Here is a 26,684-nt window from a genome sequence, read left to right as displayed (position 1 = left end):
TTAATTTATTCAATAATATGCACGCATATATTAACTGCAATTACTCCATTTTCCACACCTATCACCGAAAAATCCGCTACACTGTTCTCTATCAATGATTTTCACAACTTCACATCTATTAGAACATCCATCACACTCGAAGCTCTTTGAATTGAAATCTCCGCTAACCATTTTGAATCCTTTAAATTTTGTAACATCTTTACTTTTTTCTACAGAGTTTTTTGCTATAATTGCCGCTCCTATAGCTCCCATTACATTATAATTTTTAGGAACATAAAGCTCCATTCCAAGTTCTTTTTCAAATGCAAGCTTCATTCCTTTATTTGCAGCTACTCCTCCTTGAAAAAATATTTTAGGTTTTATTTCTTTTCCTTTACCTACATTATTTAAATAATTTCTCACTAAAGCCTCACATAGACCTCTTACTATATCTTCCTCACTATAACCAACTTGTTGCTTATGTATCATATCTGATTCTGCAAAAACAGCGCATCTGCCCGCTATCCTTACAGGATTTTTAGAATTTAAAGCTAGGTTTCCAAACTCTTCAATTGGAATAGATAGTCTCTCTGCTTGCCTATCCAAAAATGATCCAGTTCCAGCAGCACATACTGTATTCATAGCGAAGTCTGTAACTATTCCATTCCTAATTATGATGATTTTTGAATCTTGACCACCAATTTCTATTATAGTCTTTAAATCTTTATCCGCATCAAGTGCTGCTATTGCATGTGCCGTAATTTCATTTTTAACTGCATCTGTACCTATTAAGAAAGAAGATATTTGTCTTCCACTTCCTGTTGCCCCAACAGCTTTTATTTCTTCGTCTTTATATTTATAACTTAACTTCTTAAAACCTTCTCTTATAATATCTAAGGGTCTACCCTTTGTCTTTAGATACATCGATTCATTAACCTTCATATTTTCGTCTAAAACTACTATATCAGTACTAACAGATCCAACGTCAACTCCTATATAATACATCTTGTTCTTTTCTCCTCTCTAATAAATCTAAAAATGCTTCTATTCTTGTTGAAAAACCAGCTTCACCAGTCATCTCATCCACTACAAGACTCATAATCGGAAAATCCTTATCTTTAGAAATTTTAGGCAATATTGCTTTTGCTACTATTTCAGGCATACAACCAAGTGGAAATATCTGAATTGCTCCATCAAGCCCTTGTCTTTTTGCAATAAGTGCTTCACCTATACATTCCCTTCCATGACCACCAATGTAGTATGGTAAATATTTTTTAGATGACAATCTAATTTCAACTGAATTAGCCTTAAATGGAGTCAACATTGCATCCTTAATCCACCAGCTTGGTGTTATTCCCTTCTTTACTGAGACCCCAAAATCTATAAGTTTATCCTCCACATAAAGATTTGCAAAAGGTTCCAATATCGTATATATCTCTCCTATTATTGCAATTGAAATTGGTTTTTTATTCATATCAACTTTTATGTGTTCAAGTTTTCTTTTGTATTCATTTAAAGTTTTAATCATCTCACTTCCACTTTTACATTTATAAGCACTATCTTTACAATCATATATAAGCTTTTTAAATTCTCCTTTTTTTATTTCATATCCAGCTAAATACCTGGCCCTTGTTTCTATATAATCTATAAGTTTCACAACCTTTAAAGCATTATATACAGCATGAAGCTTTTCTTCTAAAGTTTTATTACTTGCATTCGATATTTCTCCTATTCTTCCAAATAGTTCTTTTACACCAATATCCTTTGGATAATCAACAACAATTAGTTTTACATCATATCCAAGTCTTTTAAATGTATTTTTAAAAAGCTCACAATATTCTCCATATCTACATGGTCCGCAACTTCCAGTTATAAGTGCTGTATCCGCTCCTGCTTTGAAGCCCAAAATTATATTCCCAAGCATTATTTTATATGGTAAACATATATCTTCTGGTGCATACTTTGCTCCCAGTTCAAGAGCATCTTTATTGCTAAATTCAGGCATTATGTATTCAATATCAAGATCATTAAATAAAGTTTTTGCTGCCAGGTCTGCATTTCCTAGATGTGGAATTGTTATCTTCATTTTAGCTACACCTTCTTTCAAGCATGTCAGTAAATGCCTCTATTCTAGTATCAAAACCTGCTTCTCCGGTCTGTTCATCTATCTTAAGCACTAATATAGGAATATCTCTTACCTTATCCTTTATTAGTTCTATAACTATTGAGTCAATACCACAAGCAAAAGAGGATATATATATTATTCCATCTACTAACTTATTTTCTGAAACATAAGAAGCAAAGCCATATGAATTTCTTGCAAAATACCAAAAAGGTCTTTTAAACAGATCTTTTATCTCCTCATTAATAGTCTTTTGTTCAACATATTCCTCTGTAATAGCACTAATGTTTATCTTATTTAATTTATTTATTATATCCATATTCATATACTTATCAAAAACATTGTATGGATGACCCACTAATGCAATTTTATATTTATTTTGGGGCATTGATTTTTGTGTGTTAAATTTTCTTTGCTTATCAAGTGCATTAATAAATGCTTCCCTTACTTTATGATTATTAAAACCCATCTTTTTTGCAATCTTATTGGAAAAATTATATAAATGTTTTTGATCCAAGCCATAGATTGGTTCAACTATTAATTTAGGTAAACCTTCTATGCTGTTACTTACCATTTCAGGCAAGCCGCAAAATTTAGGACATATATATTCTCCTTTAGACGTACTCATAAAACGCGGAACTAGTATTGCATCACACTTGTCTTTTAAAGAGGCCACATGACCGTGAAAAATTTTTATTGGTAAACATGCATCATCTACTGAATTTTTCACACCTAAATCCAATATTTCTCTATTTGTATCTTGCGATGTTATGAAGTCAACCTGAAGTTCTTCTAAAAAACTATCTATAAACGTATAATATTTATAGTATAAAAGTCCCTTTGGTATTCCTATTTTCATATAAAAAACTCCCATCTAAACTTTATATATAATATGTCAAAATTATATTTCATTATTAATTTTTGACATTTACATATATAAATATTCATATAAATAATTGAATATTTGAATTAAATGCGTCTTTTAAATATTCTTCTGCTGTTATAATTTTAACTTCACTAATAAGCTCATTCTCCTTGAATCCCATAACTTCTACTGACAATTTACAAGCATATAATTTAACTCCTTTTTTTATTGCTCCATTTAAAAATGCAGCAAGGCTAGGTTTTTCAGCATCTCCCATCATCTTTACTAACATCTTTTTGCCAATTCCGCTCATATTCATTTTAGATAATGGCAATTCCTCCACTCCTTTTGGGGTAACCATTTCGAACATTTTTTCATATGCAGTTTTATCTTTTAAATCAATTTTTTCTGGATCTCTTATTATGCATAATCCCCAAAAAGCAAAAAATATGGATACATCCGCTCCAATATTTTTTGCACTATTTGCAAGAACAAGCCCTGCTAACGCCTTATCGTAATCCCCGCTAAACATTAATAAATTTAATTTCTTCTCCATATTCAACCCTCCTGATTTTAAATCTCTTATTATAATTAGCAATAATTTAACTATTATTCATTTTTCTTATTTTATCCATTCTCTATTAAAATAATGAAATAAAAAACTATCTCGAAAGATATTTATCTTATCTTTCGAGATAGTTTTTATAGTATTTATTCCTATAATACTCCTTGTTGTTAACTATTTTAGATAAAATCCAAACCAGTCTATCCACCTCACTATAGTCATTGTATAAACCAAAACTAATCCTCACCATTCCAGGCCTATTTCTTGTTCTATCTATATTATTGCTGTCTAACTTTAACAATTTACGAATATACGGTTGAGCACAAAAACATCCATCTCTAACTGAAATTCCAGCTTCATTAGAAAGTATTTCTGATACAATTCCATGTTCAACACCTTCTATATTAAACGGAACAATCCCTACCCTTAAAACATCACTGTCTATACAATAAAGTTTAACGTCTCTAATTTTTTTAAGACTATCTATGGTATATATAGTTAGCGAATTTTCATATTGCTGAATTTCACTTCTCCTAAGTAAGTTTAAAGTTTTAATAGCTGCCACTAAAGCAACTACGCCCATAATATTAGGTGTACCAGCTTCCTCTTTGTTAGGCGGTGAGTTCCACTCAACATAATTATGAGTTACTAAATTAACTGTACCACCTCCAACATAATCTGGAGCTCCTCTTTCAAAAGTTTTGGTTGGTCCTATTAGCACACCTATACCAAAGGGTGCATACATCTTATGTGCAGAAAAGACTAAAAAATCTATGTTCTCGTTTTTCATATTAACATTAGTATGTGGTACCAATTGTGCTCCATCTATCAGTATACTTGCACCGTATTTATGAACAATTTTAGCTGCAGCTAATATAGGATTTATATATCCTGTGACATTTGATGCACCTGTAAGAGCTACAAGTTTTACCTTGCCCCTATACTTTTTTAATTGTCTCTCCAAACTGTTTAAATCTATTCGTCCACATTCATCTACTTCAATATAGTCAACTTTATAATCTTTTCTCCATGGCAAATCATTTGAGTGATGCTCCATATAACTCGAAAGCACAACATATCTAGTCTTTTTATCAAAAAGTCTATTTGCTAATTTATTTATAGCTTCAGTAGCATTCTTAACATATATAACCGTATTTAATTTATCATCTGCTCCAACAAAATCTAATATTATTTTTCTTGACTCCTCATATAATTTTGACGATACTAATGATTTATATCCACTACCTCTATGAATTGATGAGTACCAAGGAGCATAATCAAAAATTTCTTTAAGTACTGATATAAATGGAGGGGTTGTGGCAGCATTATCAAAATTTATAGCAGTTACTATTTTACCATTGTTGACTGGTACCTTAGTGTCTACACCAACAATTAAGTTTCTATATTTTGACTTATAGTAATTTTTGCACATTTATATAACCTTAATAATTAATTTACTAATATTATATTTTAATACAGACTAGAACGGTACACATATTTTAACTAAAAATAACAACAAATTTTATTGAATATATGTCACATAAAGTTTTTACGTTGGTATTAACATCTCTCAAGATAATATAGCTTATACCAACTTCCTCAAGTATCCCAGTTCTATCTGTCAGTGAATCTGTTCCAATTAAAAAAGTAACTCTAACTCTTCTCCCAATTATTGTTCTTAAGAAACCTTGAGTATACTCTATTCCAAGCACAGTTGGCGAACCTGGAGCTATTGGAAAATCACTGTCATTATTACTTACATTAGGTACATTTGCTATATTATTTTGATTCATCTGTCTTGGTTCTTCTTCATTTATACCTAATGAATGTGGAGTTGGATTAGCTTCAAAGTCTATTGGTATATAAGGATTCATTTGCCTATTAACACACTGTTTGCAATATTCTGGTATCATTAAAATTATCTCCTTTATAAAATTAATTATGTTTGTGCATACAATTCTGTTGGATTGTAGAAGCAATGTTGAACTACTCTAACTTGAAAACTCCCTGTACCATTACTAGGAAATGTATATGGACATGTTGGATTGAAAGGATTAAAATACCAAAGAGAATATCCAATATTGTATAATCTGTTACCAGCTAGTGCCCAATCTGCTATATTATAATGTATTTGTTCTGGTGGATTTGCCCATATAGTTTGTGGATTTGCAACCCCTCCTAAAACAGATCTTACACAATCAAATTGTCCTTTTTGATATATAACCTTTCTTATATCTCCTTGGTTTACTCTTTGATATTCACCATAGGGTACTCTTACCCTATTCATGATAACCGTTGCAACCCCCTTCATGCCATTTTCGCCTTCTCCACCTGCCTCACATTTTATTATTCTCGCCAATAATTCTCTATTTGAATAAGACATCTTCTCACCTCATAAATGTTAATAAATATCAACGAATTTTATTGCATAAAGATCGCCTAATTCTAAAGTATTAGTATCCTCATTTTTTATGATTACGTAACTTATTCCTACTTTTGTTAGTATTCCAGTCCTATCCTGAAGTGCATTGGTTCCAATTAAAAATTGTATCCTTACCCTTTTTCCAATTTGAGTTTGCAAATACCCTTGTGTATAATCAATCATTTGATTTGGTTGTGTAGGATTTGTCCCACCAGGAATATTAGGTGTTGTTGTTCCTGGCATCTGCCTATTATCAAATATCTCGTCATCATTTTCTAGTGGTAATATTGGAGTTTCCGCTGATAAAGGTGTTTCTCTACTTAAAGAATTAAAATAGTACTGTGGAATCATACTCTTTCCCCCCAAAATTTTAAACTCATGTTATTAGTCTATTCATCAGCCTTTCAAAATGTGCATACTAAATAATACTTTTTATCATTTTATTGAATTTTCTATTAATTTATATTTTAATAACTTAATTTTATTCGTTTTTTCAAAAACAAATTTACAAAACCTCAAAAAAAATATATTATAATAACATAGTAGTCAATAAATTATTTTATTATTTATTGATTTTAGTCATATTTATCACTTTATCTGATCAAACTTAAGAAAACTAAAACGGAGGTTAACTAATGGTAGAAATTATTAATAAAGGTGCATATTTATACAAAAATCAAGCTATTCTTGGTTATGATGACAATTTAAATACTGATGATATAACTTCATTTTTGATAGCAAAAGGAGAAATATCGTCAAATTTAAACAATATTCTCAATAAAGATTTAGCACGAAAAAATACTATTTCCTACGACATTTTAACTAGTCACAATACTTCTGACAATCCTAAAAAATTAAAAATAAAATTTGATGCATTAGCTTCCCATGATATAACTTATGTTGCAATTACTCAAACAGCTAAAGCAAGTGGTCTAAAGGAATTTCCAATACCATACGTTTTAACCAATTGTCATAACAGTCTTTGTGCTATTGGTGGAACAATAAATGAAGACGATCATGTATTTGGGTTATCTGCTGCCAAGAAATATGGTGGTATATATGTTCCTCCACACGAAGCAGTTATACATCAATATATGAGAGAAATGATGAGTAAATGCGGAAGTATGATTTTAGGTTCAGATAGTCATACAAGATACGGTGCACTTGGAACAATGGCTATCGGTGAAGGTGGTCCAGAACTTGTTAAACAACTTTTAAGTAAAACCTATGATGTAGACTCTCCTGAAGTAATCGCAATATATTTAGAAGGAAAACCAAAGCTTGGAGTAGGTCCTCAAGACGTAGCCCTTGCAATTATTGGAGCTGTATTTAAAAACGGCTTTGTAAAAAACAAAATTATGGAATTCGTTGGACCTGGAATAGCTAATCTTTCAGCAGACTATAGAATTGGAATTGACGTTATGACTACCGAGACAACTTGCCTTAGTTCTATCTGGTGCACAGACGACAAGATAAAAGAATTTTATGCTATTCATGGCCGTACTGATGCATATGAAAAATTAGAGCCTAAAGCTGTGGCTTATTATGATGGTTTAGTAAAAGTAGATTTATCAAAAATTGAGCCAATGATTGCTCTTCCATTCCACCCTAGTAACGTTTTTAGCATAGCTGAATTAAATAAAAATGCAAAACAAATATTAAGTATGATTGAAGAACAAGAAAGGGAAAAAATAGATAATCCTAATGCTTGCTTTAACCTAACAAATAAAATAGTTGATGGTAAAATTAAAGTAGATCAAGGTATAATCGCTGGCTGTTCTGGTGGAACTTTTGAAAACATATGTATAGCATCAGAAATAATTAATAATCATTCAGTAGGAAATGACTATTTTAATCTTAGTGTGTACCCTGCTAGTCAACCTATTTATTTAGAGCTTATAAGAAATGGTGCCATAGCAAAATTAATGTCAGCAGGTGCCGTAGTTAAAACTGCGTTTTGTGGGCCTTGTTTTGGAGCTGGAGATGTTCCATCTAATGGTGCTTTAAGTATAAGACATACTACTAGAAACTTTCCTAGCAGAGAAGGTTCTAAGCCTGGTCTTGGTCAAATTTCTTCAGTAGCCCTTATGGATGCTCAGTCAATTGCTGCTACTGCAATTAATGGTGGAATTTTAACGCCTGCTACAGAAATTTCAATTCCAGAAGTTAATGTTTCATATCACTTTGATTCTTCTGTTTACAAAAATAGAGTTTACAATGGATATAAAAAACCTGAGAAACAAAGTGAATTAAAATACGGTCCAAATATAACAGATTGGCCAGAAATGCTTCCTTTACAAGATAAAATTTTGTTAAAAATGTGTTCTGTAATAATGGATCCAGTTACAACAACAGATGAACTTATACCATCAGGAGAAACTTCATCTTATCGTTCTAATCCATTAAAGCTTGCAGAATTTGCTTTATCTAGAAAAGACCCTAATTATGTACAGCGAACAAAGGATGTACAATCTGTTGAAAATAATAGACAAAAACTTTTAAAAGACGATAATTCAGCTGATATTAGCGAAATAAAAGCAGTTATCGAAAAAATTAATAGCGACTCACTTGATGATGATTTATTGACTAATACAGCTAAAAATATACAATTTGGAAGCGTAATTTTTGCTATAAAACCTGGTGATGGATCAGCTAGAGAGCAAGCTGCTTCCTCTCAAAAAGTATTAGGTGGTCTAGCAAACATTGCTGAGGAATATGCTACTAAAAGGTATAGAAGTAATCTTGTAAATTGGGGTATGCTTCCATTTACAATTGATCCTTCTGCTAATATTAAATTTAATGTTGGAGATTATGTTTATGTTGAAGGTATCATTGACGCTATAAAAAATTCTTATGAGGAGATAGATGCTCTACTTATAAGTTCTAATACAAGAAAAGGAATCAAGCTAAAAATCAGTAATCTTACTGATGATGAGAAAAAGATTGTTTTATCTGGTAGTTTAATAAATTTTTATGGCACTGAAATTTAAAACTAAGCTTGTATATGAAAATTTAATAAGCTTTTCAAACAAAAAAATCTGTGTTTACACAGATTTTTTTTACTTAATTTCAAAATGTAGGTTTAGTGTCTAAATTATCTCCTTCAGTTCCATTAGGATTACTTCTCAGATATTCTCTTCCATTTTTAGCTTTTCCTACATTAACACTTTCTATATAACCATTTTTAGCCATGTCTATTGCCTCTTCTATTGAATGTACACTCTCATCTCCAAACATAACAGCAGTTATATCACCTGAGGAATTCTTTTTTACTTTAATTATCGTTGATTTATTTGGCATAATTATCAATCCTTTCTTTAATATTATGGCAAATAAGTGAAAATGTATACATTAAAATTTGTATATATATTTTGTTTACAATGTATTAATTTCCATGTAATGATCATCCTTCAAAAACTTCCAGTGCATTCATATGGAATTCAAGCAAAAGTCTCTGCTAGAATAAAATAAACAAGCCTACCATAAACACATGGGCTTACCCCCATTAATATTAATAAAACTAGGAGGTAAACATATGTTAAAATCAAACAAATTAAAGACACTGTTTTTTACTGTAACTTTATCTTTAATTATTTCTAGCACTGCACAGGCTGCAACTTATAATGTAACTTCAGGTGATTCTTTATTTAAAATCGGAAAATTGTTTAATGAATCTTATAACACATTGATGATAAACAATAATTTATCTTCACCTTCACTTTACTCTGGTCAAAAACTTAATGTACCAGCTTCTAGTTATACTGTAAAATCTGGTGACAGCTTATACAAAATATCACAAAAGTTTAATACATCTATAGATTGGCTAAGAAAAGTTAATAATATTTGGACAAACACTTTATATTCTGGACAAGTTATCTATGTCCCGTTTCATTATTCATATACTCAAAGTGAAGTAGATCTTTTAGCAAGATTAATAACTGCAGAAGCTCAAGGTGAGCCTTATAGTGCAAAAGTTGCAGTTGGTGCTGTAATTATGAACAGGGTTAAGAGTCCATTATTCCCAAAAACAATAAAAGATGTAATATATGAAAAAAATGGTCAGTATTATCAATTTACCCCTGTTTTAAATGGATGGATAAATAAACCTGCTGATGCTGATTCAATAAAAGCTGCTTATGCTGCTTTAAATGGCAATGATCCAACCTATGGTGCTCTTTATTATTTTGATAATTCCGCAACAAATACATGGCTTAGAGCTAAACCAGTAGCAATTACAATAGATAAGATGATTTTTTCTTATTAAAATGGTTTAGAACGTAATATAAAGAAATTGCGAAGCAAAGTGAAGGGTTTTCACCGCGAAGCATTGGTGAAAACCCTTCACCCGTACTTTGCAATATCTAACTATTACGAATTTACAAACTTCACACCGTTTAATCTTTATTTTACATATTTAAAAAACACTGTGGGCACAATAAAACATGTATTTTATTCTGAGAGGTGTGTTCATAATGAATTTTAAAAAAATATTTATACTTGCAATATGTTTTTTGCTTATAAATTGTACTTATGTAAATGCTGCCACCATAAATAGTCCTTATAACAAAACTTATGTTATTTTAATAGATTTGAATGAAAATAGGCTTTTTTTAATAAAAAATAATTCTAAAAAAATTATAAAGTCATATCCAGTTGCCTCAGGTAAAAAATCAACACCGTCACCTATTGGAACATGGAAAATAATTGATAAAGGTGCTTGGTCAAATGGATTTGGCACAAGATGGATGGGGCTTAATGTCCCTTGGGGAAAATATGGCATTCATGGTACAAACAAACCACAGAGTATAGGTTCTCCTGCCTCTATGGGATGTATAAGAATGAACAATAATGATGTAGAAGATTTATATGATAAAGTAAGTTTAGGGACTGTGGTAATTGTATATGGTGGTCCATTTGGCCTTCAATATAATAATTTAAGAGTTTTATTGCCAGGCAACACTGGTAGTGATGTCTTTCAGGTCCAAAAAACTTTAAAGAGCAGAGGTTATTATTCTAATTCCTTAGATGGAATTTATGGAGATAACCTAAAAAAAGCTATAATAAAATTTGAAATGGATAACAAATTAAACATAACTCATAACATAAATTATGAGTTATATAAGTCTTTAGGAATGGCTCCTTTTGAATAAACCTACTCCCCTGTATTTTTGATTATATTTCTGGATTTATCAGCTGCATTCTTTATAGAAAGGTCCAATGGTACTTTTTTATTAACAGCATAATCTATATATGCTTGTTGTAAATTTGCTGTAACCTTTTCAATAGACGGATATGGTTCTATTGGAATAGCATTTTTTAGCTGTTCCATATACTTTTTGTTCTCCGTTGTTTTAAAATAATCATTTTTTTCAAGCTTTGACAATACTGGCAACTCTTTAAGTTTTTTACATGCTTTCAGATTTTCCTGCTCCTCCATAATGTATTTTACAAAATTCCAAGCTAAATCCTGTCGCTTTGTATCAGTTTTGAACATCATTATATTCTTTTCTTTTAAGTTTGAATAGCTAATACTATTTTTATCTTTTGCTGGTATATTCGAAATTCCTATGTCATCTTTATTAATATTTTCTTCATCTCCATATTGTAGCCACATTCCTGTATTGTTTAAATCAGCGTTTTTTAAATTCATTGACGTAACCTGCTGAACTTTTGATACAAATACAAAAAAATCATTTAATTTTGCTTCTGATTTATCGAACACCACATCCGTACCTGTATTGTTATACAATCCATATTTTTTATCATTCATATTATAATATAGCGGGCTTACATTTTCCCAATTTGAAATCGGATTAGATATGTCATTATTAGGAACTGCTACTCCATATATCTTACTTCCGTCAGCACGATTAGGTAATGCGTATATCCTATTTGCACAGTTTATAAATTCGTCAAATGTACTTGGTGGCTTTTTTTCATCTAATCCCGCTTCTCTAAATAATGTCTTGTTATATGCCATAAGTTGTGTTGTTACAAACCAAGGTATACAATATATTTCATTAGTTTTTTGTTTTTTAACTATAAATTTTTTACTAATTTTTTTATAAAGATCATTCTTAAATCCATTAACTTTTTGAAAATCCAATAACTTATTCATATCTCCATACTTCATAGCCTCATACACATTATTTCCAATATATATGTCTGGAACTTTTCCATTCATAACTCTTGAATTTATATCATTGTCACTACTTAAACTTACATTAACATCAGGATTATCTTTTTTAAAATCAGGAATTATATTATTTTTAAGGAATTCTCCAAATCTATCGTCTGATATTGTAATTTCAATATCACCACTTAAGTTCTTACTTTTCTTTTCTTCTTTTGGTTTTGTATTGTTTTTATTTTGAGTGCAACCTGTAATCACATTAATTGAAAAAATAATCAATAAAATCTTAATTATTATATTTTTACTTTTCATATTATCCCCTCTTAATTTTTTATACTTATGATGTGTTATTTTTATTATATCTATACCTTATGTAAGCTATAGACAACAAAAAATTTACAACAATTGCATAAAAAATTTTTCTTAAATTTAAAAACAATATCATGTAATGAAAATACGCATATATTAGTATTGGATAAGAAAATAATTTAACCAAGGAGTGTGAATTCATTGGAAAGAATCTATGATCATAAAAACTCCACTTGTGGATATTTTCAAGGAAATAGGATTTATTGCAAAAAAAATAAGCAGTTAGGTTTCGTTTATGGATCTGGCTTTTATTATAATAATGGCCAATTAGCAGGTTACATTGATGGAAATGTTGTGTATAGTAGCTCAGGATACCCTATTGGATATTTAAATAATTATAAGGTTTATGATGCTAATAGGCACTATGTAGGGCATGTAAATAGTACTTTTGGATCTCTAGTTGCTGCTGCTGGTCTATTACTTTTCTTTGGTGGGTTAAGTGTAAATAATTTTTGGTGGTTCTAATCGCGTTTAAGAGCCCACTCTTTAATTTAAAGAGTGGGCTCTTATTTATATATACTATTTTATATTTGCATAATAACTAAGAGTCTCTTTTAACCCTTCTGTAATACTTGTTTCCGGTCTCCAACCAATTTTTTTCTCTATTTTGTCATAAGTCATGTAACTTTCTCTTATATCGCCTTTTCTTTCATCCGTATAGATACAAGAAATATTTTTATCAAGTAATTTATTTATAATTTTAAAAAGTTCATTTATAGTTATTTTTACATTTGTAGAAACATTATAAATTCCACTTATATCTGAATTAAGTGCCATTAAATAAGCTTTTGCAACATCTTTCACATAGACGAAATCTCTTATTTGATTACCATCTCCATATATATATGGAATTTCATCCTTTAAAAGTTTTTCGCAAAATATTGCTATTACCCCACCCTCTCCAGAAGAATCTTGTCTCGGTCCATAAACATTTGCACATCTAAGAGCTACATAGTCAATGTTGTATAAACCTTTATAAACCTTAAGATAATGCTCTACGGTATGTTTTGTTACACCATAAGCCGATAACATTTCAAGTGGATGTGCTTCATCTATTGGTAAATATGATGGTTCTCCAAAAATTGCTGCTGATGCTGGGTATATTATTTTTTTTACATTGACGCTACTACAAGCCTCTAGTACATTTATTGTACCCATAATGTTAATGCTTGCATCATTCATAGGATCATCTACCGATGCTGGAACACTTATTTGTGCTGCATTATGTATTACGTAATCTGGTTTTTCTATTTGAAATATTTCTTTAAGTTTAGTATCTCTTATGTCCATTTCATAAAACTTAGCTTTTTTGTTTATATTTTTTATACTTCCATGTGTTAAATTATCTATTATGCAAACTTCATAATTATTATCTATGAGTAAATCAACTACATGTGAACTGATAAATCCAGCTCCTCCAGTTACTATTACCTTCATTTTATAAATCCTCCTAAATCGTTTATAACTTCAACTGTAATTAAACCATACAAACATTATAATAAAATATTATGTTTTTGAACAGACTTTATAATTTTTCTTGCTGAACATATAGTCTCTATTTATTATAACATTCTTTTAATGTTATAATAAATTGCTATATTAATATGAATGGAGAATTTAAATGAAACATAAAAAAAGATTTTTACCTTATATTTCGTCACTTATATCTTCAAGCATTTTTGGTTTAAGTTTTCTTTTTTCAAAAAAAGCTTTAAATATAACTGATCCCTTTACTCTTTTATCATTAAGATTTTTAATAGCCTTTATTATAATGTCTGTATTAGCTGTTTTTAAGATTATAAAAATAAGTTATAAAGGAAAACCTATGTTAACCCTTACTTTATTAGCTTTAATGGAGCCAATAACCTATTTTATATTTGAGAATTATGGTATAAAATTTTCATCTTCATCAGAAGCTGGACTTATGATAGCTCTTATACCAATTGCAGTTGCCATACTTAGTGCATATTTTTTAAAGGAGAAACTTTCTGTTAAGCAAACTATTTCCATTATAATTTCAGTTGCTGGAGTAACATTAATTGGAATTATGGATACATCTAGTAAAGGTCAAAATAGTAAACTTGGTATTTTGCTTCTTGTTGGTGCCATTGTTACTGCTGGTGTATTTACAATATTGTCTAGGAAGCTTTCAACGATATTTACCCCCATTGAAATAACTTATTACATGATGTTTTTATCTGCCTTATTTTTTAACTGTATATCCATTATACTTCATGTTAAAAATCATAATTTAGATACATATTTTAATGTTTTGACTAACAAAGACCTGTTAAGCTCTGTTGTTTATCTTGGAATTCTTTCATCAATAGTTGCATATTTTTTGACAAATTACACACTTTCAAAAGTTCCAGCTTCTATATCAGCTACTTTTTCCAATTTATCAACTATAGTTTCAATTGTTGCAGGTGTTGTTTTCCTTAATGAACAATTTAAATTATTTCAATTAATAGGTTCTTTTTTAATAATTGTTGGTGTTTGGGGAACAAATATGTTCTCATTAAGGCAAAATCCTAAAACTGAAGGTTAAACATACATTTTACTAACTTGTTATTTTTTTTAATATGCCTTAATATTAATCTAATATACATAAGTATGGAGATGATTAAATGTTTATTAATAACTTATTGCTAGGAAATAAAGTTAATTTAACTTCAATAAAAAACGATGACATAGAAAAGATATGTGAATGGTATAATGACACTTACTCACTAAGATTATTCGATACTATGCCTAGTTACCCTTATAGTGAAGAACATATAACAACTTGGATAAAAGAAAGACAAGAATCAAATGAAAACTATATGTTTGCAATAAGATCTATTGAAACTGATGAATTTATCGGATATATAGATTTAAATGGTATATCTTGGAACAATAGAGTTGCTAATTTATCCATTGGTATAGGTTCTCCAAATGTACGTGGTAAAGGTTATGGAACTGAGGCTATGAATCTCATATTAGAATTTGGTTTTCATGAACTTAATTTACATAGAATTCAACTGAATGTTTTAAGTTATAATACTCCTGCCATAGCACTTTATGAAAAAGTTGGATTTATAAAAGAAGGTTCCTATAGAGAATTTGTGCAAAGAGATGGTAAAAAATATGATATGTACCTTTATGGACTTTTATATCCAGAATGGCTTGAACTTCAAAAATAAACGAAGAAATGTTAATATTCTGAGACAATTTTGATGGAATTATACCTGCAGTAATGGGGGATGGTAAATGTACAAGACACTAAATAATTTACTCAGTTTTTTTACTATCATTGTTTGGATTGGACTTGGGATGCCATTTATGGGTTTTCTAAAAGGCAGAAGAGGTACAGATTCTCTTTTTCATTATAGCAAAACTATGTATTTCAGGGTTTCATTAATTGGAATAGTTATAGCGATATTATTCATAGTTATCTGCATTGTGTTAAAAAAGAAAATTAGGGCTATGGAACGTGAAATTAAATTTCTACCTTCTTATACTGCACCTGCAATTAAATATACGCTATTTAAAAGCAAATATTCAGTTGTCTTTAGCATAAATGGTAAAAAATACGGACATAGATTTCAAGCAACAGGAGTTACGAAAGTTTATGACTTTAAGCAAGGTTCTTACGTAAGATATAAGATTTATAAGGATGAAGTTATTCCTGAAAAGTTTTATTTAGCAATTCCTAAGTATGAGAAAAGTATTAAAAACAAGCAGACTTATTTAAGCAAAAGCCAATTTTAAAAATAATGCTAAGTCACATTATTTTTAAAATTGGCTTAGGTCAAAAATGAGGTGCAAAATTCTTGCCAAACTTAATTTTTCCTATTGAATGCTATCTAAATATTCATATATCTTTTTAGACCATTTTTTATATTTCTCTGGTCTTTTTTCTTTTAGTATTTCCATGAATTCTTCTAGAACCCCTAATTTTTCTAATCCTTTTGAAAGATGTCTTGGAAAATCTCTTTCCCTTGAAAAGCTTTTTTTAGGATCAATAATTCTTAAATTTCCATCTGGCTCAACAAATATATCTTTACACCTTATATCCCTTTTAGTAAATTTCAGCTTATCAAATTCCTCCAATAACAAAATCAATTTACTACCTAACTCTTTATTAAATCCATACTCCTTTATATAATCTCTTAGTGATATCCCTCCAACATAATCTCTAATCATATAGTTTCCATTCATGCCATATACCTTTGGGAAATATTTGTTTCCATTGACCTTATTTAAAATATAGTATTCCCCCCTACAGCTATGTTCTGTAAAACAAACTTTTATCACTTTGCCATCCGGTAATAAATATACAACTCCATTATGTCCCATTCCTAAAAATGTACACTGTAATAAATTCAAATCAAAATCTTCTATATATTTTTTATAAGTGCTTATGATAAACACTCCTTTTTTTATTATTATGTAATTTTTATTTGATAAAATATCTTATATTTCACTAAACATTATATTCAAATCTTTCTCATGTGTTATAATTATTCTTGTATTAATATTTATAGTTTACAAAACATATATGTAAACTATATAATTTTTTTTATAAAATATATTAAAAGGAGTGACCAAAATGAAATTTATTAACAACTTTTTTACATCCGTAGTGTCTTGGCAAGGTATTGTATCAATAATAATAGCAATTATAGCTTCATTAATCGTTTTTGCCAAGGGTAGAAAATCTTTATCAACTCGTAGTGTAGTAGCCATAGGTATAGGTGCTGCTCTATATGGCGCATTATCAGTGATATCTATTCCTATAGGCCCAAATACATCTTTTAGAATTGCTGTTGCACTTTTGCCTATTTTAGGTGCAATCTTTGGACCAATTGTAGGTTTTTTGGCTGGCTTTATAGGACACGCCTTAAACGATGCATTTACAAGTGGTTCAGTATGGTGGAGTTGGGTTTTCCTATCTGCTTCAATTGGTCTGTTTACAGGTTTTATTACATTTGATAAAAAATTCGACGTATTATCTGGAAAAATTTCAAAACAACATTATATAAAATTATACGTACTTGCAATAGTAGGCATGGTAGTTGGAAATGTTATTGCATATGCAGGCGATGTGTTTTTCTATGGAGAATCTTCATCAAAGGAACTATTGCAAGTTACCTTAGCAAGTGTTTCTAACTTAATTGTAATTGCAGTAATAGGTATACCCGTTACTATTGCAATTGCCAAATCTAGAAGTAAAAATAACAATTTAGAATTAGATAAGTAGAAAGGGGCAGCAATTTGTCTATAATATCATTTAAGAATTTTAACTTTAAGTATGAGAATTTAAAATCATATACTTTAAAAAATATAAACTTAGATATAGAATCTGGTGAAAAAATACTTATTGCTGGTCCTAGTGGAAGTGGAAAATCTACTTTAGCCCATTGTATAAATGGGCTAATTCCTTTCACTTATAAGGGAAGCATAAATGGTGAACTTGTTGTAGAAGGTTTTAAACCATATGAAAAAAGTATTTATGAAGTAAGCAACTATGTTGGTACTATAATGCAAGATCAAGATGCTCAATTTGTAGGCCTAAGCGTAGGAGAAGATGTTGCTTTTTCTTATGAAAACAATAATGTTCCAATAGCTGAAATGCACTCTGGAGTAGAAAATGCTCTGAATAGAGTTGGAATGTTACCCTTTATCAATGAAACTCCTCACAGTTTAAGTGGTGGTGAAAAACAAAAAGTTTCTATAGCTGGTATACTTACAACAAATGCTCATATTATGTTGTTTGATGAACCACTTGCAAACCTTGATCCTGCAAGTACAAACAAAGCCTTAGATATAATAGATTCTATACATAATAACGGTGAAAAAACAGTAATTGTCGTTGAACATCGAATAGAAGATGTAGTTGCTCATAACTATGATAAGATTGTTCTAATGGAAGCAGGTGAAATTGTAGCAATTGGAGCTCCTGATGATATTCTTGCTTCAGATTTGCTGCCAAAATATGGGCTAAGAGAACCTCTATATTTAGAAGTGCTAAAAAAATGTGGAATTAAACTAACTAAAGAAGATAAAATCTCAAAAATTGAGAACTCCATAAAGTACAAAGATATTTTATTAAAGGAATACTCTAACCTAAATACCGAAAAAAAATCTATAAAAAAGGCACCAATTTTAAGCCTTGAAAACATAAGTTTTAAGTATTATAAGGATGATCCATATAATATAAAAAATGTTTCCTTTAATATAAATAAAGGTGAACTCTTAGCGGTACTTGGTAATAATGGTGCTGGTAAATCTACCATTATGAAAATTATTTGTGGAATAAACAAAAACAAAGAAGGTAACTTGCTTTTAAATGGTAAAAACATAAACAAATTATCAATTAAAAAACGTGCTGAAGCAATAGGTTATGTTATGCAAAACCCAAATCATATGATAACTAAAAATTTGATTTTTGATGAAGTTGCTTTTGGATTAAAAAACTCAGGTTTTAGCGATACAGAAATCTCAGAAAAAGTTGAAGAAACTTTAAAAATTTGTGGTTTACATGCTTATAGAAATTGGCCTATTTCTGCACTTAGCTATGGTCAAAAAAAGAGAGTTACTATTGCATCTATACTTGTTATGGATCCAAAAGTGATAATTTTAGATGAACCTACTGCTGGACAAGATCATCGAAATTATGTGGCATTTATGAAGTTTCTTGAGTTACTAAAAAAACGTGATATAAGTATAGTTATAATAACACATGATATGCACCTTGCCTTAGAATACGCTGATAGAGCTGTAGTTATTAGTGATGGCCGTGTCATAGCAGATGACCTGGTGTACAATATACTTTCAAATTCAGATATTATGAATCGAGCAAATTTAAGTGAAACCTCAATATCAAAATTAGCTGAAATCTATGAATTAAAAGACAAGGAAAACTTTTTAGCTTATTTTACCACTTTATTAAAGGCTGGTGAGAAATATGAGTAAATCAGGTTCTCTATACATAAAAGGTAACTCAATTTTTCATAAATTAGATGGAAGTATAAAACTTCTAATGTTAATTTGTTGGACAATCTTTACTTTCATGTTTATGGATGCTAGAATTTTTACACTTATGATTATTGTAGGTTTTTTAATGGTCTACATAGCAGGTTTACCATTAAAATCTATTCTTCCACTTATAATTTTTATAATTGTGTTTACAATATTTAATTCCATATTCCTTATAATAATAACGCCTGATTATGGTTCTAAACTGTCAGGTCACTATAGTGTAGCATTAAACATTTTTAATATTAAATTAACTTACGAAACACTTTTTTATGCACTTACACTTTCACTTAAATACATTTGTATGGCTCCACTAACAATTTTGTTTATATTTACAACAGAGCCTGGAACTTTTGCAAGTAGTCTTAATCGTCTAAATGTATCCTATAGGGTGTCTTATGCCGTAAGCATAGCTCTTAGATACATACCTGATGTAAAAAGTGAACTTGGAAACATAATAAATGCACAAGAGGCTAGAGGTTTAGCTTTTAGACGTGGTGAAGCAAATTTTTTCGTACGAATGAAAAACTATATATCTGTTTTGTTTCCACTGCTTTTATCATCACTTCAGAAAATAGATGTTATTTCAAATGCTATGGAGATTAGAAGTTTTGGTAAATATAAAAAAAGAACCTGGTATAATAGAAAACCTCTAACTATCAAAGACTTTACATTTGTTGTTTTATCAATATTGCTTATTGTTTTGGGTATATACCTTAAAACCAATGTATTTAAAAAGTTTTGGTGTGTTTATTTTTAATTAAGCTATACATGCTAAGCCCCAGATATTTAGGGTTTAGCATGTATACTTAATGTATTTACTAAAGCTCATACGGCGTTACCTGATATACATAATAATTTAGCCAATTTAAATATAACAAATTAGCATGGCCTCTCCACTTTACTATAGGTTCTTTACTTGGATCATTGTCCTGGAAATAATTTTGTGGTACATCCATCTTAAGACCTTTAGAAATATCCCTATCATATTCATCCTTTAATGTAAGTGGATCATATTCAGAATGCCCCATCACAAAAATTTGACGTCCCCCATTAGCTGATACAATATAAATCCCTGCTTCATCTGATTCAGCTAAAATTTCAAGTTCAGTTTTTTTTATAATATCTTCCTTTTTAACTTCTGTATGCCTTGAATGTGGAACATAAAATCTGTCGTCAAAACCTCGTAAAAGCTTAACGTTTTTTTTGTTTATAGAATGCTTAAACACTCCAAATTTTTTATGCTGCAATTCATATTTAGGTATTCCATAATGATAGTATAATCCTGCCTGTGCTCCCCAACATATGTGAAAAGTTGAAGATACATTGAATTTACTCCACTCCATAATTTCTGTTATTTCATTCCAGTAATCAACATCCTCAAACTTCATTTGTTCTACTGGTGCTCCAGTTATAATCATTCCATCAAATTTCTTGTCCTTTATATCTTCAAACGTTTCATAATATTTTATAAGATGTTCTTCTGATGTATTTTTTGATAAATGACTTTTAGTATGTATTAACGTTATATCAACCTGTATTGGAGAATTTGATAAAAGTCTCAATATCTGAGTTTCAGTTGTTGTCTTTACTGGCATTAAATTAACTATTGCAATGTTTAAGGGTCTTATATCTTGATGAGATGCCCTTACCTCATTCATAACAAATATGTTTTCATTATTTAGAATTTCAGTTGCAGGTAAATCATTAGGTATGTTTATTGGCATAAGGCTCCCTCTCCTTTCAAAATTCAAACTATTTTTAGCATCTGTTTCAAATTATAGAACAAAAATCAAATTACTTCAATAGGACATGTTTTACCCTAAGTATTTATTTCATTATCTAAATTATATTCCTAAAAGCAACATTTGCAATATTTATAGCATTTTATACAACCTCTTTTGCAAAACTTACATATATAATAATATAAGGACAATTTAATTATCAGTTATAATATTGGAGGAAATTATGAAAGTAATAGTTCAAAAATTTGGAGGTACCTCTGTTTCGTCAAAAGAAAGAAGAGCATTAGTAATAGAAAAGGTATTAAGTGCTATAAAAGATGGCTTTTCACCTGTGGTTGTGGTTTCAGCAATGGGTAGAAAAGGTGACCCTTATGCTACAGATACCCTTTTATCCTTAATAGATATTGACTTTAAAAATCACAATTTACAAGCTAGCGACCTGCTCATGGGTTGTGGTGAAATTATTAGTACCGTAATCATGAGTAATGACTTAAATAAAAAATCAATTGATGCAGTGCCACTTTTAGGCGGTCAAGCTGGAATAATAACAGATAATGAATTTAATAATGCCTCTGTTTTAAGAGTGGATGCTAATAATTTAATAAAAATATTGAAATCCGGAAAAATACCTGTAGTTGCAGGTTTTCAAGGTTTAAGTGAAGATGGTTTTTTAACTACCCTTGGCAGAGGTGGAAGCGATGTTACTGCCTCACTTCTTGGAAGTGCATTAAATGCTGAAAGAGTAGAAATATATACAGATGTAGATGGTATAATGACTGCAGATCCAAGGGTAGTAAAAGATGCTGCCTTAATTGAAGAAATTAGTTATACCGAAGTCTTTCAATTTGCAGACCAAGGTGCAAAAGTTATACATCCAAGAGCTGTTGAAATTGCTGCAAGAGCTAATATACCTCTAGTTGTTAAAAACACCCTTAACAACTGCGTTGGAACGCTTATCAATAACATTGGAAACACAAATAACACTAATGTTATTGATGGCATAACACAAATTGATAACAGAACTCAAATAAAATTTTCAACTAAAGTTAACAAAGACAATATAAATTATCCCGACATACTTGATATATTAGCTGAAAATAACATTAGTATAGATCTTATAAATGTATTTCCAGAAGAAAATATATTTACTATAGATAAAAAAGATTTTAAAAAATTTGATGCTATTTCAAAATCACTTAATTTAAATTATACCTATGAAGAAGATTGCAGTAAAATTTCTCTTATAGGCAGTAGAATGGCTGGAAAACCCGGTGTTATGGCTAAAATAATAAAAATATTAAGAAATGAAAAAATTAATGTTCTTCAGACTGCTGATTCACATGAGACAATATGGTGTCTTGTAAAAACAAACCTTGCAAGCAGTGCAATTAATGCACTTCATTCTGAATTATGTTCTTGTAAATGAAATTTAGAAACAGGCGATCAAAAGTTTTTATAATGCGGCTTTAGGTCACCTGTAAATTTTTTAGTTATACTATATAATATTTTTAATTTACATTTATACCATAAAATATCTCTGTCATCTCTTTTTGTAAAGACTCTATTATCTTATCCTTTTCATCTATACTTAAATTTTCTTCTTTAATATCAAATATATAATTTTCTAGTTCAATAGCTTTAAGCTTCATCTTAGTATGAAATATATTAGCTTGATATATATTCATATCCGTTAACATATATCTAGATAAGGTATTTTTGTCTATAAAATTTTGTATTGAGTTTATTTTATGATCTATATAATGTTTTTTCCCATCCATATCTCTAGTAAAACCTCTTACCTTGTAATCTATAGTAATAATGTCGGAATCAAAGCTTCCTATAAGATAATTTAATGCTTTTAGTGGCGATATTTGTCCACAAGTTGCAACATCTATATCTACCCTAAATGTGCTTATATTGTTCTGTGGATGGCTTTCTGGATAAGTATGTACCGTAACATGACTTTTATCCAAATGTCCTACTATATTCTCTCTTATTGGTGCAAGTTCTCCTCTATTGCAAGATGGATCCAATACATACACAGGTACTTCCTCTTCAGAAATCAATAATGTAACACTTGCCCCTTGAGGATCATAATCTTGTTTTGCTATATTAAGTACTTTTGCACCTATTATTTCTGTTACATTTTTTAAAATTCCCGTTAATCTTTCAGAATTATATTGTTCATCAACATATTCAATATATTTTTTTCTGTCTTCATCGGTTTCAGTATAGCAAACATCATAAATATTAAAGCTTAACGATTTTGTTAAATTGTTAAATCCATAAAGTTTTAATTTGTTATTATCCGTTACTGACAATTCATTCACCTTTTCTTATAATATTTCAGCATTATATTATCATATAAACAATAACAAAAACAAGCTGTTTATAATAATATTATTCTATATATAAAACAATATTCATTTTCATAAATCTGAAAATTCTATTTCTACTTTTTTCATATTAATTTCACTAAAGTCTTCAGAATTTTTATTATTAATATCTAATCGTCTATATGGAAATTCTATTTTAAATTTACACCCTTTGTTTTCCTCACTTTCCAAATAAACCTTACCATTATGCATTTCAACAAGTGATTTAACAAGTGATAATCCTATACCGCTACCTTCGTTTTTTCTTATAAATGTGTCACTTATTTGAGTAAATCTATTAAATATTTTTTCATGCATATCTTTACATATTCCCGGTCCATTGTCTTCAACGTTGATTTGAAGTTTATTTTTTGAAAAACATGTATATACTTTAATTTCCCCATGATTTTGAGTAAATTTTATTGCATTAGAAAGTAAATTTAAAATTATTCTTTCTATTTTATCTATATCGCAAGCCATTAATAACTCTTCTATTTCTGTGTCAAAAATAATTTGTATATCCTTCGACTCAGCAAATGGAACAACTGATAATGTGGTATCTTCAACAATTTTTATTATATCAACGTTTTGCAAATTTAAATCTACAATTCCTGCATCTATCTTGCTCATATCGATTAGATTGTTGGATAATTTAGTTAATCTATAACAATTTTTCTTCATTATGTCTATATATTTATTTAAATTTTTATCGCTTTTACAGTTACTTTTTTCTAAATTGATTTCATAAAGTTGAACACTGCTAAATATTACATTTATAGGAGTTCTAAGTTCATGAGAAATATTTGCCAAAAATTCTGATTTCAATTTATCAAGCTCTACATATTCAGTTAATTTCTTCTCTTTATCTTTTACTTCTTCTTGAAGAACATTTACATGACTACTGAATTTTTTGCTAGCATCCTCTATTGTAATAAAAATAATGAAAAATGAATATGTAAGTGCCTGCAATTCATAAGAAACCAAATCAACATTAGGTAATATTTTTAGAATCGGTAATCTTGTAAACATAATAACTATTTGAAATATAAATTGAACACTAGGAAAAATTAAACTTACACTTGCAAAAATTTTGCTACTAAGTTTATTATGTTTGCTTGTTAAAATAAATATACCTATGCCTATATAAACAAGCATCAGTATATCCTTGTGTATAATTACACTAATATTAGGCTCGTTATTACATGTATAAGCGTCAATAATTATCAATGCAATTGCTATATACTTGTAATATGCCTTTACATTAATTTCAAAATAACTTAACAATGCTAAAATTCCCAAAAAATTTGCACATAAAAAAAACGTTACCGAAAAAATCTTAATAACATAATTACCAAAAATAATCGTATTAAATATGCAAAATAATACAGTTAATATTCCAAATATATGGCTCATAGATATCAAATTTAGATACTTTTTCTTGTATATTATATTAAAAGAAATACAAATCAAAGCTAATGCAGCATAAACCAGCAACATTATTAGAAAAAATAAAACATTATGCATTATATGTAACACTTCCATTAAATAATTTTGTTTAAATTCCACCATTTCCTATTTTATCAAACTTTGTACTAAAATAAAACATAAAATGTTTTTTTATTTTATAATTATATAATTCTCATTTTTACATAATGGCTTTATTTTATTTTCTATAATGAATCTCCTGTTTTCTTTATTATTATCTAATACATATATTCCCTTTAAATTTTTACTTAAGAAATTTTCTTTACTTTCTTCCTTTGGATTCATATTATCCAGCACTTCTACAATAAATCTATTTGCTTGTGTCCATTTACTACCATAATAAATGTTAATATTTTTACTCTCTACCTTGTTTTTTAACTCTATGAATATTTTTTGTGAATCTGGAATATTTTCATTTTTTATTTTAAGAAGTATTCTAGTTTCTCCAAATAATGAGCATATTATAAATAGGATTAAAATTACATTTTTTAACTTTTTCGATATGTGGCTATTTATATATATACTATATGTAACCCATCCAATTAATATACTAACAGCAGGGTATACAGTATTTATATACCAAACAAGCTTAGATTTAGACAAACTAAATAATATAAAGGGCACTAACGCCCAAATTATTGTAGTTAATTTTAAGAATTTATTATTCTTAAAGTTAAGTTTAAATTTATTTATTATAAGATACACACTTAATAAAATACTAATGTAGACAACCCAATGAAAATTGTAACTTATTGAATACACTACATAATACAAAATGCTACCTTTTTGTCCCTCAATGGTGCTAGTAGATCTAGCCAAAACATCATAGGTAATCATTTTCTTTAGAAAGGTAAATCCATCAAAACTATATCTGGCTGCCATCCAAATGAAAATTGGGATAAAACTGCAAGCAAAAAAAATTAAAAGCTGTTTTAATTTTAATTTAAATAAAGATCCAGTACAAATCAGTATGAGTCCTACTACTGCAATAATTTGTATAGAGGCATAACTCTTTAACAAAAATGAAATTGAGTATACAATTCCGCATAAATATAAATACTTTATATTCTTTTCTATTTTCATTAAGAAATATATTACTATTGTAAAAATCAGGGTAAAAATAGCATCCACATCACCGGTTCTTCCTGCGTGCCATACTATGAAAAGATAATTTGTTGATAGTGCAGTCATACCTACAATTGCAGAAACTTTACTTATATTATCTTTTAGAATTTTTCCTACAAAAATAATTGTGATTAGAGCACTAAAGGAAGAAAAAAATCTCATCGCAAATATGCTATACCCAAAAATTTTATATGACATTGCTATTATAATCATCGGTAGTGGCGGCTTTAGATTATAATAATCAACTTTAAACCCATAAGTAGTAATTAGATAATTGCTATTTTTTATCATTTCATATGCTGTTATTCCATGTCTAGCCTCATCCCAATCCTGTACAGTTGTTGTTCCTAGTTTATAAAACAAATTAACACTAGCTAAAACTAATATACCTGCTGCTATAAAATAAAAATATTTATGAAAAAATTTATCCAATGCAAATTTTTTTTTCGCATACGTATTTCTCATACTATACCTCTCGT

Annotated in this window: 27 protein-coding genes; 11 read left to right on the top strand and 16 right to left on the bottom strand. The window is 29.1% G+C overall.

Annotation, left to right across the window (positions count from 1 at the left end):
• Positions 1–30: 30 nt before the first annotated feature.
• The 8 genes from B8978_RS08560 to B8978_RS08525 form a co-directional block, all read right to left on the bottom strand.
• Positions 31–984: an acyl-CoA dehydratase activase gene (locus B8978_RS08560; protein WP_084115234.1), complete on the bottom strand. Its 954-nt coding sequence runs from the start codon at positions 982–984 to the stop codon at positions 31–33.
• The gene (locus tag B8978_RS08555) at positions 965–2,065 is read right to left on the bottom strand and encodes a 2-hydroxyglutaryl-CoA dehydratase (RefSeq protein ID WP_084115233.1); all 1,101 of its coding nucleotides are present in this window, start codon (positions 2,063–2,065) and stop codon (positions 965–967) included. The genes B8978_RS08560 and B8978_RS08555 overlap by 20 nt, the downstream gene beginning before the upstream one ends.
• Position 2,066: 1 nt before the next feature.
• Positions 2,067–2,960 (bottom strand): acyl-CoA dehydratase activase-related protein, encoded by an 894-nt coding sequence (locus tag B8978_RS08550; protein ID WP_084115232.1) that lies wholly within the window; start codon positions 2,958–2,960, stop codon positions 2,067–2,069.
• Positions 2,961–3,045: 85 nt separating this feature from the next.
• A complete protein-coding gene (locus tag B8978_RS08545; protein ID WP_084115231.1) occupies positions 3,046–3,522 on the bottom strand; it encodes a DsrE/DsrF/DrsH-like family protein in 477 nt (158 codons plus the stop codon).
• 127 nt (positions 3,523–3,649) lie between these two features.
• Complete coding sequence (locus B8978_RS08540; protein ID WP_084115230.1) at positions 3,650–4,963, bottom strand: aminotransferase class V-fold PLP-dependent enzyme; 1,314 nt, start codon at positions 4,961–4,963, stop codon at positions 3,650–3,652.
• A 67-nt stretch (positions 4,964–5,030) separates the two neighbouring features.
• On the bottom strand, positions 5,031–5,444 hold the full coding sequence (locus B8978_RS08535; RefSeq protein ID WP_084115229.1) for a hypothetical protein: 414 nt from the start codon (positions 5,442–5,444) through the stop codon (positions 5,031–5,033).
• A 26-nt stretch (positions 5,445–5,470) separates the two neighbouring features.
• The gene (locus B8978_RS08530; protein WP_084115228.1) at positions 5,471–5,914 is read right to left on the bottom strand and encodes a cell wall hydrolase; all 444 of its coding nucleotides are present in this window, start codon (positions 5,912–5,914) and stop codon (positions 5,471–5,473) included.
• Positions 5,915–5,932: 18 nt separating this feature from the next.
• A complete protein-coding gene (locus B8978_RS08525) occupies positions 5,933–6,304 on the bottom strand; it encodes a hypothetical protein (protein ID WP_084115227.1) in 372 nt (123 codons plus the stop codon).
• A 284-nt stretch (positions 6,305–6,588) separates the two neighbouring features.
• On the opposite strand from B8978_RS08525, the gene B8978_RS08520 reads away from it, so the two are divergent.
• Positions 6,589–8,943, top strand: coding sequence for a hydratase (locus B8978_RS08520; RefSeq protein WP_084115226.1), 2,355 nt, complete (start codon positions 6,589–6,591; stop codon positions 8,941–8,943).
• Positions 8,944–9,022: 79 nt separating this feature from the next.
• On the opposite strand, the gene B8978_RS08515 is transcribed toward B8978_RS08520, so the two are convergent.
• Positions 9,023–9,253 (bottom strand): DUF3892 domain-containing protein, encoded by a 231-nt coding sequence (locus tag B8978_RS08515; RefSeq protein ID WP_084115225.1) that lies wholly within the window; start codon positions 9,251–9,253, stop codon positions 9,023–9,025.
• Positions 9,254–9,488: 235 nt separating this feature from the next.
• Between B8978_RS08515 and B8978_RS08510 the strand changes: the two genes are divergently transcribed.
• Complete coding sequence (locus B8978_RS08510; protein ID WP_084115224.1) at positions 9,489–10,217, top strand: cell wall hydrolase; 729 nt, start codon at positions 9,489–9,491, stop codon at positions 10,215–10,217.
• Positions 10,218–10,422: 205 nt separating this feature from the next.
• Positions 10,423–11,103: a L,D-transpeptidase family protein gene (locus B8978_RS08505; RefSeq protein WP_084115296.1), complete on the top strand. Its 681-nt coding sequence runs from the start codon at positions 10,423–10,425 to the stop codon at positions 11,101–11,103.
• 2 nt (positions 11,104–11,105) lie between these two features.
• Here B8978_RS08505 and B8978_RS08500 read toward each other — a convergent pair whose 3' ends face one another.
• Positions 11,106–12,398: an extracellular solute-binding protein gene (locus tag B8978_RS08500; RefSeq protein ID WP_084115223.1), complete on the bottom strand. Its 1,293-nt coding sequence runs from the start codon at positions 12,396–12,398 to the stop codon at positions 11,106–11,108.
• Positions 12,399–12,596: 198 nt separating this feature from the next.
• Between B8978_RS08500 and B8978_RS08495 the strand changes: the two genes are divergently transcribed.
• On the top strand, positions 12,597–12,920 hold the full coding sequence (locus B8978_RS08495) for a 5-fold beta-flower protein (RefSeq protein WP_084115222.1): 324 nt from the start codon (positions 12,597–12,599) through the stop codon (positions 12,918–12,920).
• A gap of 54 nt (positions 12,921–12,974) precedes the next feature.
• Here B8978_RS08495 and B8978_RS08490 read toward each other — a convergent pair whose 3' ends face one another.
• Positions 12,975–13,892 (bottom strand): NAD-dependent epimerase/dehydratase family protein, encoded by a 918-nt coding sequence (locus tag B8978_RS08490; protein ID WP_084115221.1) that lies wholly within the window; start codon positions 13,890–13,892, stop codon positions 12,975–12,977.
• Between the two features lie 184 nt (positions 13,893–14,076).
• Between B8978_RS08490 and B8978_RS08485 the strand changes: the two genes are divergently transcribed.
• From B8978_RS08485 to B8978_RS08475, 3 genes are all read left to right on the top strand, one after another.
• Complete coding sequence (locus B8978_RS08485; RefSeq protein WP_084115220.1) at positions 14,077–15,003, top strand: DMT family transporter; 927 nt, start codon at positions 14,077–14,079, stop codon at positions 15,001–15,003.
• Positions 15,004–15,082: 79 nt separating this feature from the next.
• Positions 15,083–15,637: a GNAT family N-acetyltransferase gene (locus tag B8978_RS08480; protein ID WP_084115219.1), complete on the top strand. Its 555-nt coding sequence runs from the start codon at positions 15,083–15,085 to the stop codon at positions 15,635–15,637.
• Positions 15,638–15,704: 67 nt separating this feature from the next.
• Positions 15,705–16,205 carry a hypothetical protein gene (locus tag B8978_RS08475; protein WP_084115218.1) on the top strand — a complete coding sequence of 167 codons (501 nt, stop codon included), beginning with the start codon at positions 15,705–15,707 and terminating at the stop codon, positions 16,203–16,205.
• Between the two features lie 81 nt (positions 16,206–16,286).
• Here the strand turns inward: B8978_RS08475 and B8978_RS08470 are convergent, their stop codons facing one another.
• Entirely contained in the window at positions 16,287–16,823 is a 537-nt protein-coding gene (locus tag B8978_RS08470; RefSeq protein WP_423236711.1) for a protein kinase family protein, read from the bottom strand.
• 223 nt (positions 16,824–17,046) lie between these two features.
• Between B8978_RS08470 and B8978_RS08465 the strand changes: the two genes are divergently transcribed.
• Genes B8978_RS08465 through B8978_RS08455 form a run of 3 tightly spaced genes read left to right on the top strand, consistent with a single transcriptional unit; the run spans position 17,047 to position 20,235 of the window.
• Entirely contained in the window at positions 17,047–17,697 is a 651-nt protein-coding gene (locus B8978_RS08465) for an ECF-type riboflavin transporter substrate-binding protein (RefSeq protein ID WP_084115217.1), read from the top strand.
• Positions 17,698–17,711: 14 nt separating this feature from the next.
• Positions 17,712–19,412 (top strand): ABC transporter ATP-binding protein, encoded by a 1,701-nt coding sequence (locus B8978_RS08460; protein WP_242950524.1) that lies wholly within the window; start codon positions 17,712–17,714, stop codon positions 19,410–19,412.
• Positions 19,405–20,235, top strand: a complete 831-nt coding sequence (locus B8978_RS08455) for an energy-coupling factor transporter transmembrane component T family protein (RefSeq protein WP_084115216.1) — start codon at positions 19,405–19,407, stop codon at positions 20,233–20,235. The genes B8978_RS08460 and B8978_RS08455 overlap by 8 nt, the downstream gene beginning before the upstream one ends.
• Before the next feature lie 61 nt (positions 20,236–20,296).
• Here B8978_RS08455 and metA read toward each other — a convergent pair whose 3' ends face one another.
• On the bottom strand, positions 20,297–21,202 hold the full coding sequence (metA, locus tag B8978_RS08450; protein WP_084115215.1) for a homoserine O-acetyltransferase MetA: 906 nt from the start codon (positions 21,200–21,202) through the stop codon (positions 20,297–20,299).
• A gap of 241 nt (positions 21,203–21,443) precedes the next feature.
• Here metA and dapG point away from each other — a divergent pair, with 241 nt between their 5' ends.
• Positions 21,444–22,646, top strand: coding sequence for an aspartate kinase (dapG, locus tag B8978_RS08445; RefSeq protein WP_084115214.1), 1,203 nt, complete (start codon positions 21,444–21,446; stop codon positions 22,644–22,646).
• A gap of 82 nt (positions 22,647–22,728) precedes the next feature.
• Here dapG and speD read toward each other — a convergent pair whose 3' ends face one another.
• From speD to B8978_RS08430, 3 genes are all read right to left on the bottom strand, one after another.
• Complete coding sequence (gene speD, locus B8978_RS08440) at positions 22,729–23,541, bottom strand: adenosylmethionine decarboxylase (protein ID WP_084115213.1); 813 nt, start codon at positions 23,539–23,541, stop codon at positions 22,729–22,731.
• 108 nt (positions 23,542–23,649) lie between these two features.
• Positions 23,650–25,119 carry a sensor histidine kinase gene (locus B8978_RS08435; RefSeq protein ID WP_084115290.1) on the bottom strand — a complete coding sequence of 490 codons (1,470 nt, stop codon included), beginning with the start codon at positions 25,117–25,119 and terminating at the stop codon, positions 23,650–23,652.
• A 93-nt stretch (positions 25,120–25,212) separates the two neighbouring features.
• Positions 25,213–26,670: an ArnT family glycosyltransferase gene (locus tag B8978_RS08430; protein WP_084115212.1), complete on the bottom strand. Its 1,458-nt coding sequence runs from the start codon at positions 26,668–26,670 to the stop codon at positions 25,213–25,215.
• Positions 26,671–26,684: the final 14 nt, after the last annotated feature.

Origin of the sequence: Clostridium acidisoli DSM 12555, from assembly GCF_900176305.1 — a bacterium.
Classification (GTDB): Bacteria; Bacillota; Clostridia; order Clostridiales; family Clostridiaceae; genus Clostridium_I; species Clostridium_I acidisoli.
Note: the sequence above shows the minus strand (reverse complement) of the source record. Positions and strands in the feature narration are given on the sequence as shown.

Coding starts and splice junctions, on each gene's coding strand:
- B8978_RS08560 (WP_084115234.1), bottom strand. CDS start 984: ATGTATTATATAGGAGTTGACGTTGGATCTGTTAGTACTGATATAGTA.
- B8978_RS08555 (WP_084115233.1), bottom strand. CDS start 2,065: ATGAAGATAACAATTCCACATCTAGGAAATGCAGACCTGGCAGCAAAA.
- B8978_RS08550 (WP_084115232.1), bottom strand. CDS start 2,960: ATGAAAATAGGAATACCAAAGGGACTTTTATACTATAAATATTATACG.
- B8978_RS08545 (WP_084115231.1), bottom strand. CDS start 3,522: ATGGAGAAGAAATTAAATTTATTAATGTTTAGCGGGGATTACGATAAG.
- B8978_RS08540 (WP_084115230.1), bottom strand. CDS start 4,963: ATGTGCAAAAATTACTATAAGTCAAAATATAGAAACTTAATTGTTGGT.
- B8978_RS08535 (WP_084115229.1), bottom strand. CDS start 5,444: ATGATACCAGAATATTGCAAACAGTGTGTTAATAGGCAAATGAATCCT.
- B8978_RS08530 (WP_084115228.1), bottom strand. CDS start 5,914: ATGTCTTATTCAAATAGAGAATTATTGGCGAGAATAATAAAATGTGAG.
- B8978_RS08525 (WP_084115227.1), bottom strand. CDS start 6,304: ATGATTCCACAGTACTATTTTAATTCTTTAAGTAGAGAAACACCTTTA.
- B8978_RS08520 (WP_084115226.1), top strand. CDS start 6,589: ATGGTAGAAATTATTAATAAAGGTGCATATTTATACAAAAATCAAGCT.
- B8978_RS08515 (WP_084115225.1), bottom strand. CDS start 9,253: ATGCCAAATAAATCAACGATAATTAAAGTAAAAAAGAATTCCTCAGGT.
- B8978_RS08510 (WP_084115224.1), top strand. CDS start 9,489: ATGTTAAAATCAAACAAATTAAAGACACTGTTTTTTACTGTAACTTTA.
- B8978_RS08500 (WP_084115223.1), bottom strand. CDS start 12,398: ATGAAAAGTAAAAATATAATAATTAAGATTTTATTGATTATTTTTTCA.
- B8978_RS08490 (WP_084115221.1), bottom strand. CDS start 13,892: ATGAAGGTAATAGTAACTGGAGGAGCTGGATTTATCAGTTCACATGTA.
- B8978_RS08485 (WP_084115220.1), top strand. CDS start 14,077: ATGAAACATAAAAAAAGATTTTTACCTTATATTTCGTCACTTATATCT.
- B8978_RS08480 (WP_084115219.1), top strand. CDS start 15,083: ATGTTTATTAATAACTTATTGCTAGGAAATAAAGTTAATTTAACTTCA.
- B8978_RS08475 (WP_084115218.1), top strand. CDS start 15,705: ATGTACAAGACACTAAATAATTTACTCAGTTTTTTTACTATCATTGTT.
- B8978_RS08465 (WP_084115217.1), top strand. CDS start 17,047: ATGAAATTTATTAACAACTTTTTTACATCCGTAGTGTCTTGGCAAGGT.
- B8978_RS08455 (WP_084115216.1), top strand. CDS start 19,405: ATGAGTAAATCAGGTTCTCTATACATAAAAGGTAACTCAATTTTTCAT.
- metA (WP_084115215.1), bottom strand. CDS start 21,202: ATGCCAATAAACATACCTAATGATTTACCTGCAACTGAAATTCTAAAT.
- dapG (WP_084115214.1), top strand. CDS start 21,444: ATGAAAGTAATAGTTCAAAAATTTGGAGGTACCTCTGTTTCGTCAAAA.
- B8978_RS08435 (WP_084115290.1), bottom strand. CDS start 25,119: ATGCATAATGTTTTATTTTTTCTAATAATGTTGCTGGTTTATGCTGCA.
- B8978_RS08430 (WP_084115212.1), bottom strand. CDS start 26,670: ATGAGAAATACGTATGCGAAAAAAAAATTTGCATTGGATAAATTTTTT.